Here is an 18,130-nt window from a genome sequence, read left to right as displayed (position 1 = left end):
GGCGACGATCTCCGCGGCCATTCCCGCGCCGGGCGGTTACCGCGGTCCACGATCAACGGCACCCGACGCGTCTGACGGACCGCGCACCGGCGCACCACCCCTCGCCCGCTTCGACCATCTACGCGCCCGCGAAGCTGACGCGGGAGCTGTGGGGACCTGACGACGGGCGCTTCTCGTCAGTCGCGCGCCCGTGGAACGTATTTCGGTAACTTTGGGGTGCCACTCCGCTCAGTCGCCGGAACTGTTCACGAAAATTTGCCGCCGAGGCGAAACCGACGTCACGGCCGATCCGTTCGATGCCATGGGCGCTGTGTTCGAGCAGTTCTTGGGCGTGGCGGATGCGCACTCCGGTGACCCATTGCATGGGGGTCTGACCCGTCTCGGCCTGGAAGCGACGGTTGAGCGTGCGCACGCTCATCGCGGCGTGAGCGGCGATATCGGCCAGCGTCAGGTCGCGGTGGGCGTTGGCCTCGATCCAGGCCAGCACCTCGTCCAACTGCGTGTGCTTGCCGATAACACTGGCGCGCACTTGGTTTCGGACGATGAATTGCGCCTGACCACCGCTTCGGTGCAGTGGCGCCACGGCGAGCTTCGCTGCGCTCGCGGCGATGCTCGCGCCATAGTCTTTCTGGACGATGTACAGGCAGGCGTCGAGCCCCGCGGAAGCGCCGGCCGAGGTGAGGATTTGTCCCTCGTCCACGTACAGGACGTCGGGATCGAGGTCGACCTGCGGGAAGTTGGCGCGGAACAGGTCCGCTGCGAGCCAATGCGTGGTGGCGCGTTTTCCGTCCAGCAGCCCGGCGGCGGCCAGCAGGAATGCGCCGGTGCAGATCGAGGCGATCCGTGCGCCCCCGGCGTGGGCGTCCCGCAGCGCGGCGATGAGCGCGTCCGGGATCTCCGTCACGAGGTCGTCGAGCCCCGGCACGATGATGGTGTCTGCGTCCGCCAGTGCCTCGAGACCGTGATCGGTGGCGATACGCAGGGGTCCCGCCGTGACGACGGGTTCGACGCCGCACACGTGCACGCGGTACCCGTGGGTCCCGTCGGGCAGTCGAACGCGCCCGAACACCTCGACGGGGATGGTCAGGTCGAAGGCGATGACGTCGGGAAAGGCCAGCACGGCAACGTTGTGCATGGCACCAACCTAGCAGCCGGAATGGCATTATTCAGGCGGTAGGTCTTGATATTGCCATGGCCGTAACACCGTGCGGGAGCCGCTGGCGCAGACGCCGGGCACCGTCAATGAAGGCTGGTCGCTCGGATGGTGCGCACAAAGGCCGCGATGGCCGCACCGATCTCGTCGGGACTGTCTTCCTGGAGGAAGTGGCTTCCCGCGACGGTGATTTCGGTCTGGTTGGGCCAGCTGCGGATGACGTCGAGGACGCGTCGCTTGCTTGCGATCACTCCTGGGTCGGCGCGAATGAACAGCTTCGGCACGTCGCACGACGCGAGCCACGCACCGAATTGCGCTGTGGTCGCCACGACCTCGGGCGGCTCCCCGCCGAGCGGCACGTCACGTGCCCATGACAGCGTCGGGCGCCGATCCTCACCGGCGTTGCGGAACGGCCGACGATAGTGATCCATCTCCTCGTCGGTCAGATCGCGCATCACGATGGACGGCAGCACGCCTTCGATGAAGATGTTGTCGTCCAGCACCAGCGCCTCGCCTCGAGGGGAGCGCAGGCCCCGAAACATCTGAGCGACGTCGTCGGGAAAGTCGTTCCACTCCATGGGAATTGCCACCGTCTCCATGTGTACGATGCCGGCGACCCGGTCCCGGTGTTGATTGGCCCAATCGAAGCCGAGCGCCCCGCCCCAGTCGTGCAACACCAGGGTCACGCGGTCACCGAGATCGAGGGCGTCCCAGAGGGCGAACAGGAAATCACGGTTCTGGTGATAGTGGTAGCTGCCGAGTCCCGGGTTGTCCAATTTGTCCGAGCCGCCCATCCCGATCAAGTCGCAGGCGACCAACCGGCCCAGGCCTTCCAGGTGCGGCATGACGTTGCGCCACAGGTAGGACGAACTCGGGTTGCCGTGCTGGAACACGATGGCGTCACCGTCGCCCTGGTCGATGAAGGCCATGCGCTTGCCGTAAATCTCTCGGTAGCGCACCTGCGCGTATGGCTTGGCTCCGGTCATTGCACACTCCTGTCCATGAAGTCGACGTGCCGTCGTCGGTCGTCGAAGCAATCGGTGAATGGTGTCGAGATGGCGCTGCGGACCGACGGCTAGCGTCGTTGGCGCACCTCGCCGAGTCAGGAGTATTCGGCGGTGCCGCCGCCCTTTTCGGTGACGAAGCGCTCGCACGACGTCAGCAACGGCGCGACGTACTCTCGGACTCTCTGGACGGCCTGCCGGCTCGTCGATCGCGGTGATCCACTGTCAAACGGTGGATGAGGATCGTATTCCAAAAGCAGTTGGGCGTAGCGCGCGGTTTCCTCGTCAAACATCTCGGCGAGCAGTATCAGACCGAAGTCGATTCCCGCCGTGACCCCGCCGCCGGTGATGCGGTTCCCATCGATGACGACGCGCTGCTGGGTCGGCACCGCCCCGAATAAGGGCAGTGCGTCCAACATCGACCAGTGCGTGGTGGCACGATAACCGTCCAACAGTCCCGCGGCGCCCAGCACCAGCGATCCCGTGCAGACCGACGTGACGTAACGGGCCCGCGGGCCCCGAGTCGCAAGGAAATCAATCACCTCCGGATCGCGCATCGCGTCGGCCGTTCCGTTGCCCCCCGGCACAAAGATCACGTCGTAGTGATCCGCGGCGTCGGCGAGTCTTTCGGTCGCGCGAAACGGTGCGCCACTGTCCGAGAAGAACTCGTCGGTGGTGGTGTGCAGCAAATGCACGTCGGTGTGTTCGCGCAACGTCTCGTATGGTCCTATCAGGTCCAGCATGGTCAGGCCCGGAAACGGAATCATCGCCACGCTCGGTCGCCGATGCGGTGTCTCCGTCGGCGCGCTCACCGAGCGAAACTCCGCGGGATGGGGCAATGAACTCGGGTGACTACTGCGCGCATACTTCCCTCTCGGCCGGTGATCACCTGAATGTAGGAAGCACCGGAGAGGCGCGACACTGGCCGGCTGGTCAACGAACGCCGAATTTTTGCCGTGCTCACTGAGTGGGCCGAGCGGCGGGTGGGTGAGGCGCGGTTCCATCAAAAGGTCAGGCACGCGGACCTCAAGCTCTTGCCGATCGAGCGCGCGGTGCGATGGCGTCGGGTTGAATGTCGGCGTGGAGATCTCGCAGATGCGTGCGTTCGTGGCCGTGGTGGAGGACGGCGGGTTATCGGCGGCGGCTCGTCGGCTGCACATCAGCCAGCCCGCGCTGTCGGGAACGATTCAGGCGCTGGAAAAGCGCCTCGACACCCAGCTGCTGACCCGCAGCAGCTCCGGAGTGACCCCCACCGCGGCGGGCATGACGTTCCTCAACGAAGCGCGGGCCGTCATCGCGCGCTACGAAGAGGCGTTGGCCGCCATGGCCGCCCACTCGCCGCACCGAAGCCGCACGCTGCGCATCGGCGTGCCCCTGGAACTGCCGCCCCAACCGGTGTCCGAGGCGATTTCCCAACTGGCCGCGGCCTATCCGGGCACCACGGTCACGGTGCGGCACATGTCGACCGCCAAGCAACTCGATGCGCTGTGCCGCGACGAACTCGACGTCGGCCTGGTCCGTGAATTGCCCGCGACGGACCGCCTCGACGTCGGCGTCGCTCTGCGAGAACCGTTGGGTGTGTTGTTGGCGGCCGAGCAGGCGACGGCGGTGGCCTCGCCGTCGGGTGGGGTGCACCCGGACCGGCTGATTGGCTTGCAGTGGTTGGGTTTTCCACGCGCCGGCAGCCCCGCCTGGTACGACGAGATCACCGCGGTTCTGCGCAGCCACGGGATCCAGCCGGACCGCCCCGACGCCTACACCCAGGACCTGCAACCTGAGGTCAAGCTGGCTCAGATCAGCGCGGGGGGCAGATTCGCCTTGGCACCCGCGAATTGGCAACGCCCGCTTCCGAATTCGGTGCGGTGGCTGCGCTTGGTGGACAGTCCCCTGGTGCGCCGAACCTGGGTCGTCTGGCCGGCGCGCTCGCACCGCAAGGACGTCGCGCACCTGGTGGCCGCGCTCGAAGACGCCATCGAGGCCGCCGGCCGCGGCGACGATGCCCGTTCGACGGCCCCCACCGCCATCTAGCCCGGTTATCGCCGCCATCGCGATTCCCGATGGGTGCGGCCCCGACGCACGCGACCGTCAGCGTCTTGGATAAAGAGGCGACTGTACTCACGACCCCGATCACAAAGGATGCGCATGACGAAGGACATGGCCACCCCACTGCACGGCACCACGGCCCTGGTGACGGGCGCCAATCGCGGCCTGGGCCGGGCGATCGTCTCGGCACTTCTCGATCGCGGTGCGAGCAAGGTCTATGCGGCGGCCCGCACGCCGGCGCAGATGGACACCCCCGACGGCCGCATCACGCCGGTCAAGCTTGACGTCACCGACGAAGCCGACGTGAGCGCCGCGGCCGCGCACTGTGGGGACGTCGTCGTGTTGATCAACAACGCCGGCGCGATGCTGGAGTCGCCGTTTTTGACCCCGCGCAGCGCTGACGCGGCACGCACGGAGATGGAGACCAACTATTTCGGCACCCTGGCCATGGCCCGCGCCTTCGCCCCCATCCTGGCGGCCAACGGCGGTGGCGCGCTCGTCAACATCCTCTCCGTTGCCAGTTTCTACTCGCTGCCCTTCAACGCCTCGTATTGCGCGTCCAAGGCCGCCGAGTGGTCGCTGACCAACGCGTTGCGTCTCGAATTGCACCGGCAGGGCACCAATGTCGTGGCCGTGCACCCGGGCTTCATCGACACCGACATGACCGCCACCGTCACCGACCCCAAGCTGTCCCCCGAGGACGTCGCCGCCCAAACTTTGGACGCCATCGAGGCCGGTGCCCAGGAAGTGCTCACCGACGACAAGACCCGCACCGTCAAGCAGTCCATTCCCACACCTGACGACTCTTTACCCGCAACTTCAAAAACGTTGGGAGGCAGGCGATTCTCCGTGGCGGGGTTGATATCGGCTCAGGCCCGACGGGTGTCGGCGATTCAACCCTGCGACGCGCGGCGCGCCACGTCGGCCGCGCTGATGCCCTCCAGCGCCAACCCGTATCCGATGTTCTCGTCGACCACGCGCCGGAGCCGCTGCGTCAACACCGTTCGGGTGTAGCTGCTGGTCAACGGGGGCAGCGCCGCGATGTCACGGGCGATCTCGCGCGCCCGCGGCAAAAGCTGATCGTTGTCGACGATCTCGTTGACAACGCCCCACTCGCGGGCGGTGGCGGCATCCAGGATTTGGCGGGTCAACAGGAAGTAACGCGCGCGGATGCTCCCGATCACCTCCGGCCACAACAGGTTGACGCCGTCGCCGGGGACGATGCCGAAGTCGAAATGCGGTCGGTCCGAGAACACGGTGTGCGGGGTGGCGAGCACGATGTCGCACAACAGGACGTACTCGCTGTGCAGCAATACGGGGCCGTTGAGCGCAGCGATCATGGGCACCTCGACGTCGAGGATGTTCGCCAGGATCTTTTTGCCTTCGCGCCAGATCTTGTCGTAACCGACGGGGCTGAAGAAGTCGAAACCCTCCGCGGAAATTTCGTCCATGAACGCATCACCGGAGCCGGTGAGGATGACGACTCGATTGTCACGGTCGGCGCCCACGCGATGAAACAGTTCGACGAACTGCTCATGGGTGTGACCGTCGAAGCGCAGCTTGCCGCCATCGGTGTGCAGCGCAATCTCGAGCACGCCGTGCTCGTCACGGGTCAGCCTCGCATTAGGGAACTCGTCGCGATAGTCGTCAAAGGCCGTGCTCATCGGGTCCTCCAGGTCGAGTGTCCGGCGGTGGTCGCCGCTCAAACTAACCGCGAAACCCGGCTCGGCCGTCCGCCTGAACCATCACGATTGGCGGCAGCGGCCATAAGTGCCGCCGATGGCAGGCGCGAACCCGAACCGGGCGTGGCCTGCAGCCGCCCGCTCGTTGCGAAGCCCGACCGACGACCCGAGCGCTACAGACCCGACGGCACGACCTTGCCGTTTACCGTCACCTGAACCTGATCGGTCTTGGGGTTGTACTCGATCTGGCCGTGCTCGAAACTCGACACGAGCGAATCGCCCACCGTGGTCGCATCGCTGGTCGGGTAGCCCAGCGGCCCCGCCGAGCCGTTGGTGCCGGTGACGGCGGGCACGCCCGCCGGGTCACGCGGCACGTTCCACGCCTCCCGAATCTTGCCCAGCGTGATGTATGCGGGCGTGCCGGTGTCGCCGTTCTTCGCGGTGATCACCCCGCCTTGGAACTGTTGGAAGATTAGGCCGCTCGGCCGGGTGCCCGCGTTGTGGTCACCCGTCAGGGGCTGACCTAGAGCGTCTTTCTGGTCTTGGGTGGCCGACGAGTACTTGGCGGCGATCGGTCCGGTGAGTGTTACCTGCACGCCGCGCTCCCCGGCCAGCTTCACCTCGGTGGGCGCCGCCGGCGGTGCAGGTGTGGAGGTAACGCTCACCCCGCCCTGCTGGGGGGCCGAGGTGCTTGCGCTCTTGCTATCGGTGCAGCTCACGGCGATCAGCGCGACAGCGGCCACGCCGACGACTCCCGCGCGGCGGTATGCGATCGTTGGCATCGGCGTCCTCTCGCGTCGTTTCGGTGGCGCAGTCGCCACGGGCGTTATGGCCGCGAACGAACTTACAACGCGAGTCCGGGTTGCACGCCCGCGCCCCCGACCCGGGCGCTGTCGCCGTGGCACGCGTTCACGACCACCGATCACCGGAGACACGGCGTGCGGCCGCCGCCGTCTGCTGGGCCGTTCGCGATGGAAGAACCGCCCAGCAGTCGGCTATCGCAGGGCGATTAATCGCAGGCGTAGCACGCCCAGCCGCGGGCGCCGTTGCGCCAGTGGAAGCCGGCACCGCAGCCATGGTCACCGGTGCTGCCGTCGCAATCCAATGGCTGGACCATGGCCGGCGTGCCGGGCTTCATGGGAACGATTGGCTGGTAAGGGCTTTCGGCTGCATGCGCGGGAGCTACCGGCAAGAAGAAAGCCGCGGCGGCAATGACTGCAATTCTCATTCGCATTAAACATCTCCAGGTCTGGCGAGTTGTGGGCGAAGTGATGTTAAGTCCGAGAGACCTGACGTGAGGCCATAATGGCGATATATCCAACTTACGTTCAATAGGCGTTGGGTTTGCGCGTCTCAACCGCCCGACATCCGAGCGTCGGGCCCGCTAGGCAGCGCGGTTCACGCGCAAGTACCGAGGCGAACGTCCCACACGCACACAGCCGGTGGACCGAGCACCCCAGTGCCAATGTCAACGATTATGGGCCGCGTGTGCGAGTGTCGCGGGGCTGCTTCCACTTCCAGGATAAGGCCCGGTGGGGGGCTTGCGGCAAGGCCCGGGGGTTGCCGCATGCTTGCACGTCTCCACTGTTGGTTGGAAGGATTCCAGTTGTCGAAATCGCTTGACGAAGGTCCCTTTTTCCACGGCACGACGGCGCGGCTGCGTGCCGGTGATCTGCTCACCGCCGGTCGTCGGTCGAACTACCGCCCGGAGATCGTGATGAACCACATCTACTTCACCGCTCTGGTCGACGGAGCCGGCCTCGCCGCGGAGATCGCCGCAGAACTTGCCGGGGGCGCGGCCCTTCCGAGGGTGTACCAAGTGGAGCCGACCGGCGAATTCGAGGACGACCCGAACGTCACCGATAAGAAGTTCCCGGGCAATCCCACGCGATCGTTCCGCAGTACGGCGCCGCTTCGGGTGGTCGAAGAGGTCACCGAGTGGACGCGACTCACACCCGACCAGCTGCAAACATGGCGCGAACGCCTCGCTGCGCTCCTCTCCAGCGAGCGCGGCGAAATCATCAATTGACAGCTGATGATCGGCGCTCAGCCTCGCAAGACATCGCGAACGGCTCTGACCAGACGTCGGGATCTGCGCAGCATTGGTGAGAGTCGTCGTGGTCGCGTCCAAGATCTCTACGACTCGATCCTTGTCGCCGAGAAGAGCTTGTACTGGATCAACGGCACCGACCGGCGATTTAACGGTTACAACTTCTTTGGCCTTCACCCCGAGATCCCGATCGAATGGATCGACAAACACATCAGTTGACAACAGCGGCACGCTGGTCGGCTCAGTAACTCGTATGGGCTGAGATCGCTTGTCGCCCAGCACATTGCGGAGTCTTGGCCCGCCGGCGCATTCTCAGACCGAACATCACGTTGAAGATGCACAGACCGATGGTGCCGTGACGGTCGCATTGAATGCCGGCTCGACGCAGGTGCTGAAGCCGCCGACGACTCAACCGCCTGTGGTTCGCGGGGATGCGGCGCACAATGGAGGCCATGAGCGGCGCAACCGATAGGCCGAGAGCCGACACGTCCGTCTGGCCAGTGTGGCACCGCACCGGCTTCAAGTTCTTTCCCTATGCGGCACAGCAATTGGGTCAATGGTGGGTGCTGCGCTTGAACTACGACTTCCCCGACCATGACCTCTACACGCTGTTCGTGGACGGCCGCGCCGCTTTGGATGTCACCGGCGGCATAGACAGTCACATTCCGCTGGCCGCAAGCGTTGGTGCGCTGAAGCCTTTTGATCCCCAAGCCGTCGAGGCCGCGTTGACGCCCGATCTGGCAGCGGCGGCCGTGCGCGACGTCGCCGAGTACGTGGTCTACGGAAGCGAGGTCGGAGACCCGTGTGACTGGTGTGACCACTTGGCCGACCACGATCCCATGACTCGGCTGTGACGTCGCTACGTCGGCTTCACCCGCCGCGCCTGACGCTGCCGCCGATTAAGCAGCGGAAGGCCTCGTCCGATCCGCACGCGACGGCCGGGTGCGTGTGGCGGCGAGACTGAAGCGACCCAATCAAACCCGCGCGAAATTTTTCGAGCGACCGGAGTGACGTCACCGGGTGCAAACAGCAAGTCGCGGAGCGTCGTCGGACGACGCCGTAATGACCGTGATGGCGTTCAGGTCCAGCTGGCTCACCGTTGAAGATGGCTCTTGGTCACGAACCGGACACGTTCCTTGGTAAGTGGGGCGGGCGGGGCTCGAACCCGCGACCTACGGATTATGAGTCCCTTTTCGGCACCGCCTGACCAGCGCAGACAGTTAGCTGATTCGCCCGATACCGCCTGCTAGACAGCAGAATCTGCCGTTGCCGGTACGGCTACGGTACGCCCGCGATACGGCCTAGAAACGCCCCTAGTCGCCGGTAAAACGCCGGTAAAAGTGCGTTAGCTACTCGGCTGGAGGTGCTGCCAATTAGGGTGCGTATGCACGCCGAGTGATCGCAGCAGTCGCAGCACGAGTCGCGCTGTGACCTTGTCCGGCTCTGTATCAAGCTCAAGGAAGGCGGCCTCGGTCGCTCGCCCATACACCGCTTCGGTGTACATCGGACCCGGATCGCCCCATGAATCGACCGCTTTGATAGACGTTGCATCGTTAAGGCCGGTAACTACGACGGCAACCTGCCAGCTGCCGTAAAAACCGTACTTCTTCGCAACCTGGGCGGTGAGTCGCACAACCAGTTCGACGTTACCGACGATCAAGTCGTCAAGAATAACTCTGAGGTCCGGCGGTTGTGGGTTGACATGAGGAAAGTTCCTTATCGCGGTTGGCCTTTCAGAAATGAGGACTATCCGCCCAGATTCATTCAACGTTACTTCCGCAGTCCGTTGGCCCGATCCAATTGGCTGGTCGCTCGTAGTCAGAGCAACTCCGTTGGGCCTCCTTAAGGCGCGGAGTGGAGATGCCAGCGTAGGCGCGTAGCCACTCTGTCGGGCAGTCACGGCACTCGCCACGAGGGTTCGAACTTCATTGTCCCAGTTGGAGTGAGCACTCAGATCTTCGAGAAAGTCGGTCGTCGACGAAAGGGGCTCGGCTATTACAGCCAGCAGCGACTCGGCTTCCGGCGCTCTCTGTTCGAGAATCGACTCTGCGTCTGCAATGAGATCAGAACGTGTTTCGACTCGACGCTGGTGATGGCGAAAAACTTCTTGATCCGACAGGGCGAAGTTGGTCTTGTCGCCCCTGGCGTAATAGCGACCATCGACCATGTGGGGCGCACGGGGCGAAGCCGGAACCTCGACTGCCAGGACGCCCGACTCCGGATCATTCGTGGTCCTTAGCAGGGTTGCCGCAACGGACACGGGCTCGGTGACAGCCATGAGTCCGATTTGCTCCACTCGCTCCGCCAGTCCCTTCAATGGGATCGGGTTGATCGACACAGGCGGTCCCTCATCGACACCGATGAGAATGACGCCGCCGTCAATAGCGAACGCAGCGATGTCCCTTGCGATGTCTCTATTTGCACTCTGCCCGGACCTGAGCACGCGCTTGAAGTCAAGGAAATGATTCTCTTCGATCAACCCGTTGTTGATCGCCTCGCTGAGTTCCTGCAATGTCGCCGGTCGCCATCTGCCTGGCTGCGTCATCCGCTCCTCCCACACTCCCGAGGTGTGAGATTACATGGCGTGGCTGACGAACCTGCTCTAATTCGCCTGACGACCAAACAAACTGATTACATTAGTCGGCAAATCGGTTTGCTTCGCTGGGGCGGACGGTTCTGGCAGGTTGTTGAGTGCGCCGCCGTCCTCTTCGGGTATGTAGTCGCCGTACACGTCGAGCGTCAACGTGAAGGTGCTGTGTCCCAGCCACTTCGATACCTGCATGAAGTGGACGCGCGTGGACTGTGGGTGGGGTTGGCTTACGTGAAGTTGGCTAGCGGGCTAGCAAGCTCAACCACTAAAGTTGCCGTCTCGATTGCCAGCGTGGTCTCCTCGGGGCTCGGGTCATACCCCCTATGCGCAGCCTTATTCCGCAGTGCGCCGACATCCTCGACCAGACGCTTCGGTAATACACCAGCCGCACTAACGTTCTTATGCAGCGTCTTGAGTCTCGAAATGCCGTGGTGGTTATCGAACTGCTTCTTACGATCTGCCGCGGCGGTGCCATCGGCGGTGAACTTATTGTCGATAAGCGCCGTCAAGGCCAGTTCGGCCGCTGTACAGGCATCGATTGCAGCACGCCGATTTTGCTTCGCGTTAGTGAGCGAGTATGCGTCGCGGATAAACAGCCACTCAAGGGGCGGCTGAGTTCCTTTGGCGGCCAAAGTCATACATCGAGTCAACGTAGTGTCATCCAGGTGGTCGACACCTTCATCGTTGACGACCGGTATGCTCGTGTCCCTCGATCCGTTGACTCGGAGGCCTGCTTCGTCGCCAAGCCACTTCACAACGGGGCCCACCCTTATTCCACTGCCGGCCTTACCGATCTCTACGAAGTCTTGCTTAGTGAAGATGGAAATCCACGAACTGACGAGGCTCCACCAGATCCCAAGTTCTTGCATTGATTTCTCGCGGGCAGCAAAGAAATCCATTGCGGTTCTGGTTGTTACGATGGTTGCCTCAAAGCGCCAGCGGCGCACACGCGCGAACTCAGGCGACTGGGTGCCATCCGGGTTGTTTCGAAAGCCAACTGCTACGCCCCAATCGAAATTGCCGTCCGACATCTTGGCCTCTTGCTCAGGATCTCGAAACGTGCGATACGTCCAATCGGGCGGGTTGAGTAACCCATCTCCCTGCCAGTCGTTTGGAAGTCGGGGCAACGAGATCGTCAAGTCGTGACTCGCCAATTTGGTTGAGTACGCGCGCCCCAGACACTCGGCCTCGATGAGCAGCCCATTGCCACAAGTGAAGTGCCCTTCCAGCACCCTCGGCTGTGCGCTGGCCTTGTCGGTCACAGGCACCTCACCGACTCCTCTCGAAACCGACGGTTTTCTTCGGAGTGAACATGCAGATGGGAACCATCGGCATTTCACCGGTGGCCCTTGAAACCAATTGTCCCCTTCGGCTTAAACGTACAGATGCGAAGCTCTTTCGGGTTCACCTTGCTTTGCATCCTCAACTCGATCGCTTCGCCGCCCGTCTCATCACTGTGGACGCGACGGAAAGTTTTGACTACGAACATGTCCCCGGAGCCTTCAGGATCGTTCATGTCGCAATGCAGCCACTTCCACATCTCTTCGGCATGGACCATTCTCGATTCGGTGCCAGGAGCTGGCTCACCGGGCTGGGCAATCCGATCGACCATGTCCCACGGCCGCGATTTCTTTTTAGTCGGTTCGCCGTTATCCAGAATCCCATGGAGGGTGATGGTCCGTGATTGCTCATGCTCTTCGAGGTCTGTGATCGTCGCACGCACATACCGGCCCGGCCCGACCGCCGCTAGGATCTGGTCACCCTTCCGCAACGATCGCACTGCCGTCGGTCGGGGAAGGAATAGCTGCACGCCGCTCATGGTGACCCTGGTGTGCGACCGCCCCGCCCGTGCGGCGCGCTATACGAATCGCACATCCTTTCGACAGGTCAGTGTACGACCGACCACCGACACGGCTTCGGCGTGTCGCGAAGTGTGTTACCCGAGAGTTGCCGTGTTCGCGCGCGGCCAGCTCACTCTCCCGCACGCCGGTAAATCGCCGGTAAACCGAGGATCCAGAAGCGTTCGGTAGTTGACAAAAATGCGTCTACCAGGCGATATCGAGTGGGGCGGGCGGGGCTCGAACCCGCGACCAACGGATTATGAGTCCGCGGCTCTAACCGACTGAGCTACCGCCCCCGGCGTACTGCTCCGAGGAAACCGTAGCCCAAGGCCGGCTGCGCCGTCGTCGCCGCACGGGCCTCCCACCAACGGAAAGTGGGCGCCGCACCTCGCGACGCCCACCGTCCAACGCTTCGATCAAGCGGGCTGCTTCGCGGCGCCGGCCTGATCCTTGATCTTCGGGATGAGGTCGGGCGCGTAGACGAAGATCGCCGACTCGACCTCCCACTCCGCCTGAGCCTGAGACATCGGCGTGGTGTTGGTGATCATGTTGATCAACTCCTGGCCCTCGCCGTACGGGTTGGGGTTGGCCCGCACCTGGCTGGCGAACCAGCGCCCCTCGGCGGCCTCGTGGCAGTCGCTGTAGTCGGCGTTGTGCACCATCTTGTTCTGCGCCAACAACTTGACGTATTGGTCGTCAGCCGGCGTCAGCGTGCAGTCCGCCGACGCGCGCGGCGCCGACGCCGTCGACCCGGCGAACAACGCGGCCCCCATGGCGACACCGGCGGCCCCCGCCAACAGCACTCGTGCGCGCGATCGTGTGGTCACTTCTCCAAGCCCCCTTTTCGTGTGGTTTGCTGATTCCGCTTTCGCGCTGTCAATCGGGTACCACCCCCGCCGCGCGCGGCAAACGACCCGCTTTGCGAACACCGGGTGAACAGCGCGGAACTAAAATTGCTGTGCGAGAAACTCTTTGAGTCGAACACCCGATCGAGGCGTGCGCCGTTTGCGGCACAACGAACAACGCCGCACCACACAAACTCTGCGGTGCGGCGTCGGCCGTCTGATTAGCTAGCCCGGATCAGGGCTCCGTCGGCCAGTTGGCCTTCGCGGCCTGGTCCTTGATCTTGGGGATCAGGTCGGGCGCGTAGACATAGATCGCCGACTCGACCTCCCACTCTGCTTGAGCCTGGGTCATCGGCGTGGTGTTGGTGATCATGTTGATCAACTCCTGGGCCTCACCGAACGGATTGGCGTTGGCTCGCACCTGGTCGGCGAACCAGCGCCCCTCGGCGGCCTCGTGGCAGTCGCTGAAGTCGGCGTTGTGCACCATCTTGTTCTGGGCGAGCAGCTGCACGTACTGGTCGTCCTTGGCGGACAGGTTGCAGTTCGCCGAGGCCTGCGGTGCCGACACCAGGGCGTTGCCCAGCATCGCGGCACCCAGGGCGGCGCCGGCGGCCGTTACCGACAGCACGCGAGTGCGGCTGGTTGTCATCTCCGAACCTCCTCCGCGTGGAACGCATTTCCGTCCCACACACCCCGAGCTATTAACCTGAAAAGTCGAAGCCGAAAGCCATCCGAGCCGAGGAGAACAGCTACTCGGTCGGCGCCCGTCTCGGCCAGGCCACGCTGCCATCCCGGAACCGTCACATATATGTTTCACATCAGTGTCGGTGGCCGGCCTTAAATTAGCGAATCTGCCCATTACGCAGCGATAACGCAGCCTTGCGCAACGGTGTACGAATGGTTAACATTCGGTGCCGCGCGCGGCCCGGGAAGGCTGGGCGGCCGACGCATCGAGGCCCGGTGCGACCGCCGCAGCGCGGCCCCGGGAGCCCTCTCCGAGCATCTAGCAAACGTCGCCCTCAGGTGAAGATCGTCTGGCCGTCCGCGCCGATCAGATACCGCTCGGTGCCGTGCGCCACGCGCGGGGCGTCGGCGGCCAGCGCGACGGCCACCTTATTGCTGGCGTTTCGCATGATGTCGAAGGTGAGCTCCACGGCCTCCGCCTCGGAAAACCGGGAGCGCACCTCGGCGACGTCATCGGCGACGAGGTGCGCAGGGGTCCAAATTAACGCATCGGCGTAGCGGAGCGCGGCTTTTGCGCGGTCGTCGAGCAAAGTCGACTCCTCGAACCGCTCAACTTCGGAATAGAGCGTCTCCGAACCGCCGGCGTCCAGAGCCGTGCCCTCGCGCACCGACTTGCACAGCCGGCAGTTGTGCTGCGCCGCACCACGCAGCCGGACCAATTCCGAGGTGATCGGGTCCAGGGCCCGCATTCGCGCCACCGCGAGTAAAAAGTCGTTGAACACCACGTCGGACGGATCGGTGCGGTGATCCCAGGCGATCGGCCCGTCGACCCACGCCAGGTATTGCGCACCGACGCCGAGCGCGGCCAACGCGGCGCGCACCCGCGGCACGAAGTCGGCGATGTACATCTGCACGACGACCCCGAACGTGCTGTCGCCCAATTGTTTCCATAGCCGGGATCGCTGCTCGGCGGTGATCGAGGAGACGTCGGCGCTGAATTGTTCGGCGAAGTCGGCCACCGCGAGCTCGACCTCGGAGTTCGGCTCACCGACCTCCACGCACGCGGGCAGCGGCGGCAGCGACGTCGTCTGCGCGCACACGCGGCGCACCAGGGCCGCAAGGCGGCCGTCACCGGGCGCCAGCGCCACCAACCGCGTCAGCTGATCGTCTCGAACCGAAACCGGGGCCGCCATCCGTCACACGCTAGAGCGCGCTGGGCCGGGCGGCAATGAGCTGGGCTGATGAGCCGGCTATTGGGCCTGGCTGACCGACGACATGTGGAAATCCGGTATCCGCAGCGACGGCATCGCCGCGCGGGTGGCCCAGTCGCCCCATTCCCGCGGCAACGTTTTCTCGCTGACGCCGGCCTCGGTGGCCCGGCGCAGCAGGTCCAGCGGACTCTCGTTGAACCGGAAATTGTTGACCGCGGCGGTGACCTCACCATCCTCGATCAGATACACCCCGTCGCGGGTGAGCCCGGTGAGCAGCAGGGTCGTCGGGTCGACCTCGCGGATGTACCACAGCGTGGTCAGCAGCAGGCCGCGCTCGGTGCCCGCGATCATGTCGGCGAGATCGGCCGATCCGCCCGTCATCACGAGGTTGTCGGCGGCGACCGCGACCTTGGTGTCGTACTTGGCGGCCGTCGCCCGCGGGTAGGCCAGCTCGTTGATGACACCCTCGCGGATCCACTCCACCTGGCCGATCTCCATACCGTTGTCGAAGACCGACGCCGTCTCCGAGGAGCTGCTTACCGCCACGAACGGCGTGCAGGCCAGCCCGGGCGCCATCGGGTCGGAGAACAGCGTCAGGGGCAGCTCGGTGAGGCGCTCCCCCACCCGGGTGCCGCCGCCGGGCGCCGAGAACGCCGTCCGGCCCTCCTGCGCGGCGCGACCGGCCATCGACCATCCGAGGTAGATCATCATGTCGGCCACCGTCGAGGGCGGCATGATCGTCTCGTAGCGCCCGGCGGGCAGGGCCACGCTGCGCTCCGCCCAGCCCAGCCGCATCGACAGGTCGTCGAGCAGCGAATCCGTTGGCACGCCCACGAAGTCGGCCGTGCCCACGCCCGCCCAGGCGCTGGCGTCACCGCGTTTGGCGTTGATCTCGACCGCGCCGGTCGGCTGGGTGAACCGCCGGCGCAGGCCCGTCGAGGACGCGAGGAACGTGGTCGCGACGCTGTGGTGGGCGAAGCCGTACAGCCGGTCGGTGCCGCGGAAGCCGCGACTCAGCGAGTCGGCGACGTCGGAGAATATCTGGGGCCCGGTCCCCGGTACCGGGGCGTCCCAGTCGGCGGGCACCCCGGCGTCGGCCAACAGCGGCGCCGCGTCGCCGGCCTCCGGCGCGGCCGCGGCCGCCTCCTGCGACGCGGCCACCAGGCCCGGCAGCACCCGCGGGTCGACCTCCGCGGACACCACCGTGCCGATCCGCGCGCCCGACCCGCCGCGCACCACGGAGATGACGGTCACGCTGCGGCTCACCGAAACCCCGTTCGTGGTCATCGAATTGCCCGCCCACCGCAACGTGGCCTCCACCTTGTCGGTGACCAGCACCATGGTCTCGTCGGCGCCGCCGCGCTTGGCCGCCTCGTCCAAGACGATGTTCACGACATGCTGCGCGGTGATCATCGGCGCCACTCCTCAGCGTCGCTTCGCTCTGCATCGTCGCCGGCGCGGATCATCGGCCGCCCTCGGTCCGGGTGTTGAGCACATTGACGCCCCGGAACAACGCCGACGGGCAGCCGTGGCTGACGGCCGCTATCTGCCCGGGCTGAGCCTTCCCGCAATTCAAGGCGCCCCCTAGCCTCCAGGTTGACGGTCCGCCCACGGCCTCCATGGAATTCCAGAACTCGGTCGTGGTCGCCTGGTAGGCGACGTCGCGGATCTGGCCGTCGAGGCGACCGTCGCGGATCTGATAGAACCGCTGGCCGGTGAACTGAAAGTTGTAGCGCTGCATGTCGATCGACCACGACTTGTCACCGACGATGTAGATGCCGTCCTGCACCCGGCCGATCAGGTCTTCGGTGCTGACGTCCTCGGCGGCCGGCTGCAGCGACACGTTCGCCATCCGCTGGATCGGGACGTGGTGCGGCGAGTCGGCATACGAGCACCCGTTGGAGCGAGCCTGGCCCAACCGCGGGGCGAACACCCGGTCCAGCTGGTAGCCGACGAAGATGCCGTCGCGCACCAGGTCCCAGCTCTGCCCGGCGACGCCCTCGTCGTCGTAACCGATGGTGGCCAAACCGTGTTCGACGGTGCGGTCGGCGGTCACGTGCATCACCGGCGAGCCGTACCGCATGGTGCCGAGCTTGTCGGGCGTCGCGAACGAGGTGCCCGCGTACGCGGCCTCGTAGCCGATGGCGCGATCGTATTCCGTTGCGTGACCGATGGATTCGTGGATGGTGAGCCACAGGTTCGTCGGATCGATCACCAAGTCCTTGGGTCCGGCGACCACCGAGGGCGACTTGACCTTCTCGGCCAACAGCGCGGGCAGCTGCGCCAACTCGTCGGTCCAGTTGTAGACCGCATCGTCGACCAGCACCTCCCAGCCCCGGCCCATCGGCGGCGCCAGCGTCCGCATCGAGTCGAAACTGCCGGCCGCGTGGTCGACGGTGACCGCGTCTAGCGTCGGCTGAATTCGGACCCGCTGCTGGGTGATCGAGGAGCCAAACGTGTCGGCGTAGAAGGTCTGTTCCTTGACGGCCGTGAGGACGGCCGACACGTGATCGATGCCGTCGGCAGTGAGCAGGCGCCCCGAGTACTCCTCGAGCACCGCGATCTTGTCGGCGGCGGGGACATCGAAAGGGTCGATCCGGTACGCCGACACCCAGGTCGCGTCGCGGTAGACCGGCTCGGCGGCCAGCTCCACGCGTTCGGTGTTGAGCCGGGCCAACGTGGTGGCGACGTGCACCGCGCGGCGCGCGGTCTCTGCGGCCACCGAGGGCGCCAGCTCGGCATGCGACGCGAATCCCCACGTGCCGTCGACGATTACCCGCACCGCCAGGCCGAGCTCGCGGTTGACGACGGCCGTCTCGAGTTCGCCGTCGCGCAACTGGATGATCTCGGTGTTGATGCGGTGAACCCGCAGGTCCGCGTAGCTGGCCCCGGCGGCGGTGGCCGCCGCGAGCGCGGCGTCGGCCAGTTCCTGGCGCGGCAGGGCCAAAAAGTCGGCGTCGATCCCCCCGTTCGATGTCACGGCTCCACCGTAACGGCCGGTGCTCACCAATTCGCGGCGGCGCCCGC

Annotated in this window: 16 protein-coding genes, 1 tRNA gene and 2 pseudogenes; 5 read left to right on the top strand and 14 right to left on the bottom strand. The window is 65.0% G+C overall.

Annotation, left to right across the window (positions count from 1 at the left end; genetic code table 11):
• Nucleotides 1-118: 118 nt before the first annotated feature.
• From A5714_RS22160 to A5714_RS22150, 3 genes are all read right to left on the bottom strand, one after another.
• Complete coding sequence (locus A5714_RS22160; protein WP_082959911.1) at nt 119-1,135, bottom strand: GlxA family transcriptional regulator; 1,017 nt, start codon at nt 1,133-1,135, stop codon at nt 119-121.
• A gap of 104 nt (nt 1,136-1,239) precedes the next feature.
• Nucleotides 1,240-2,139, bottom strand: coding sequence for a haloalkane dehalogenase (locus tag A5714_RS22155; protein ID WP_068288882.1), 900 nt, complete (start codon nt 2,137-2,139; stop codon nt 1,240-1,242).
• 116 nt (nt 2,140-2,255) lie between these two features.
• Nucleotides 2,256-2,969: a DJ-1/PfpI family protein gene (locus tag A5714_RS22150; RefSeq protein WP_231975956.1), complete on the bottom strand. Its 714-nt coding sequence runs from the start codon at nt 2,967-2,969 to the stop codon at nt 2,256-2,258.
• Between the two features lie 268 nt (nt 2,970-3,237).
• On the opposite strand from A5714_RS22150, the gene A5714_RS22145 reads away from it, so the two are divergent.
• Together A5714_RS22145 and A5714_RS25695 are read left to right on the top strand one after the other, a co-directional pair.
• Nucleotides 3,238-4,185, top strand: a complete 948-nt coding sequence (locus A5714_RS22145) for a LysR family transcriptional regulator (protein WP_231975955.1) — start codon at nt 3,238-3,240, stop codon at nt 4,183-4,185.
• Between the two features lie 108 nt (nt 4,186-4,293).
• Nucleotides 4,294-4,947, top strand: a pseudogene (locus A5714_RS25695) (SDR family oxidoreductase); the annotation flags it as partial.
• A 146-nt stretch (nt 4,948-5,093) separates the two neighbouring features.
• Here A5714_RS25695 and A5714_RS27320 read toward each other — a convergent pair.
• Nucleotides 5,094-5,864 (bottom strand): enoyl-CoA hydratase/isomerase family protein, encoded by a 771-nt coding sequence (locus A5714_RS27320; RefSeq protein ID WP_068288871.1) that lies wholly within the window; start codon nt 5,862-5,864, stop codon nt 5,094-5,096.
• A 191-nt stretch (nt 5,865-6,055) separates the two neighbouring features.
• Nucleotides 6,056-6,664: an LGFP repeat-containing protein gene (locus tag A5714_RS22125; protein ID WP_068288867.1), complete on the bottom strand. Its 609-nt coding sequence runs from the start codon at nt 6,662-6,664 to the stop codon at nt 6,056-6,058.
• 824 nt (nt 6,665-7,488) lie between these two features.
• Here A5714_RS22125 and arr point away from each other — a divergent pair.
• The 3 genes and pseudogenes from arr (at nt 7,489) to A5714_RS22110 (ending at nt 8,786) form a co-directional block, all read left to right on the top strand.
• On the top strand, nt 7,489-7,911 hold the full coding sequence (arr, locus tag A5714_RS22115) for an NAD(+)--rifampin ADP-ribosyltransferase (protein ID WP_156747446.1): 423 nt from the start codon (nt 7,489-7,491) through the stop codon (nt 7,909-7,911).
• 96 nt (nt 7,912-8,007) lie between these two features.
• Nucleotides 8,008-8,151 (top strand): annotated as a pseudogene (locus A5714_RS27710) (alpha/beta hydrolase); the annotation flags it as partial.
• Nucleotides 8,152-8,384: 233 nt separating this feature from the next.
• Nucleotides 8,385-8,786, top strand: a complete 402-nt coding sequence (locus A5714_RS22110) for a hypothetical protein (protein WP_197513870.1) — start codon at nt 8,385-8,387, stop codon at nt 8,784-8,786.
• A gap of 491 nt (nt 8,787-9,277) precedes the next feature.
• On the opposite strand, the gene A5714_RS25685 is transcribed toward A5714_RS22110, so the two are convergent.
• The 9 genes from A5714_RS25685 to A5714_RS22070 all read right to left on the bottom strand — a co-directional run bounded on the left by A5714_RS25685 (nt 9,278) and on the right by A5714_RS22070 (nt 18,083).
• Nucleotides 9,278-10,477, bottom strand: coding sequence for a helix-turn-helix domain-containing protein (locus tag A5714_RS25685; RefSeq protein ID WP_156747445.1), 1,200 nt, complete (start codon nt 10,475-10,477; stop codon nt 9,278-9,280).
• 272 nt (nt 10,478-10,749) lie between these two features.
• The gene (locus A5714_RS26335; protein WP_156747444.1) at nt 10,750-11,790 is read right to left on the bottom strand and encodes a hypothetical protein; all 1,041 of its coding nucleotides are present in this window, start codon (nt 11,788-11,790) and stop codon (nt 10,750-10,752) included.
• Between the two features lie 68 nt (nt 11,791-11,858).
• Nucleotides 11,859-12,341, bottom strand: coding sequence for a hypothetical protein (locus A5714_RS26330; protein ID WP_156747443.1), 483 nt, complete (start codon nt 12,339-12,341; stop codon nt 11,859-11,861).
• A 244-nt stretch (nt 12,342-12,585) separates the two neighbouring features.
• Nucleotides 12,586-12,659 (bottom strand) — tRNA-Ile (locus tag A5714_RS22095).
• 120 nt (nt 12,660-12,779) lie between these two features.
• Entirely contained in the window at nt 12,780-13,136 is a 357-nt protein-coding gene (locus tag A5714_RS22090) for a DUF732 domain-containing protein (protein ID WP_068205086.1), read from the bottom strand.
• A 307-nt stretch (nt 13,137-13,443) separates the two neighbouring features.
• Nucleotides 13,444-13,857, bottom strand: a complete 414-nt coding sequence (locus tag A5714_RS22085) for a hypothetical protein (RefSeq protein WP_068288858.1) — start codon at nt 13,855-13,857, stop codon at nt 13,444-13,446.
• Nucleotides 13,858-14,227: 370 nt separating this feature from the next.
• The gene (locus tag A5714_RS22080) at nt 14,228-15,085 is read right to left on the bottom strand and encodes a carboxymuconolactone decarboxylase family protein (protein ID WP_068288854.1); all 858 of its coding nucleotides are present in this window, start codon (nt 15,083-15,085) and stop codon (nt 14,228-14,230) included.
• A gap of 57 nt (nt 15,086-15,142) precedes the next feature.
• Complete coding sequence (locus A5714_RS22075) at nt 15,143-16,516, bottom strand: metallopeptidase TldD-related protein (RefSeq protein WP_068288851.1); 1,374 nt, start codon at nt 16,514-16,516, stop codon at nt 15,143-15,145.
• Between the two features lie 49 nt (nt 16,517-16,565).
• Nucleotides 16,566-18,083: a TldD/PmbA family protein gene (locus A5714_RS22070; protein ID WP_068073791.1), complete on the bottom strand. Its 1,518-nt coding sequence runs from the start codon at nt 18,081-18,083 to the stop codon at nt 16,566-16,568.
• Nucleotides 18,084-18,130: the final 47 nt, after the last annotated feature.

Origin of the sequence: Mycobacterium sp. E2462 (genome assembly GCF_001672685.1) — a bacterium.
In the GTDB taxonomy this organism is placed as follows: domain Bacteria; phylum Actinomycetota; class Actinomycetes; order Mycobacteriales; family Mycobacteriaceae; genus Mycobacterium.
This window is presented reverse-complemented; position numbering and strand designations above follow the sequence as displayed.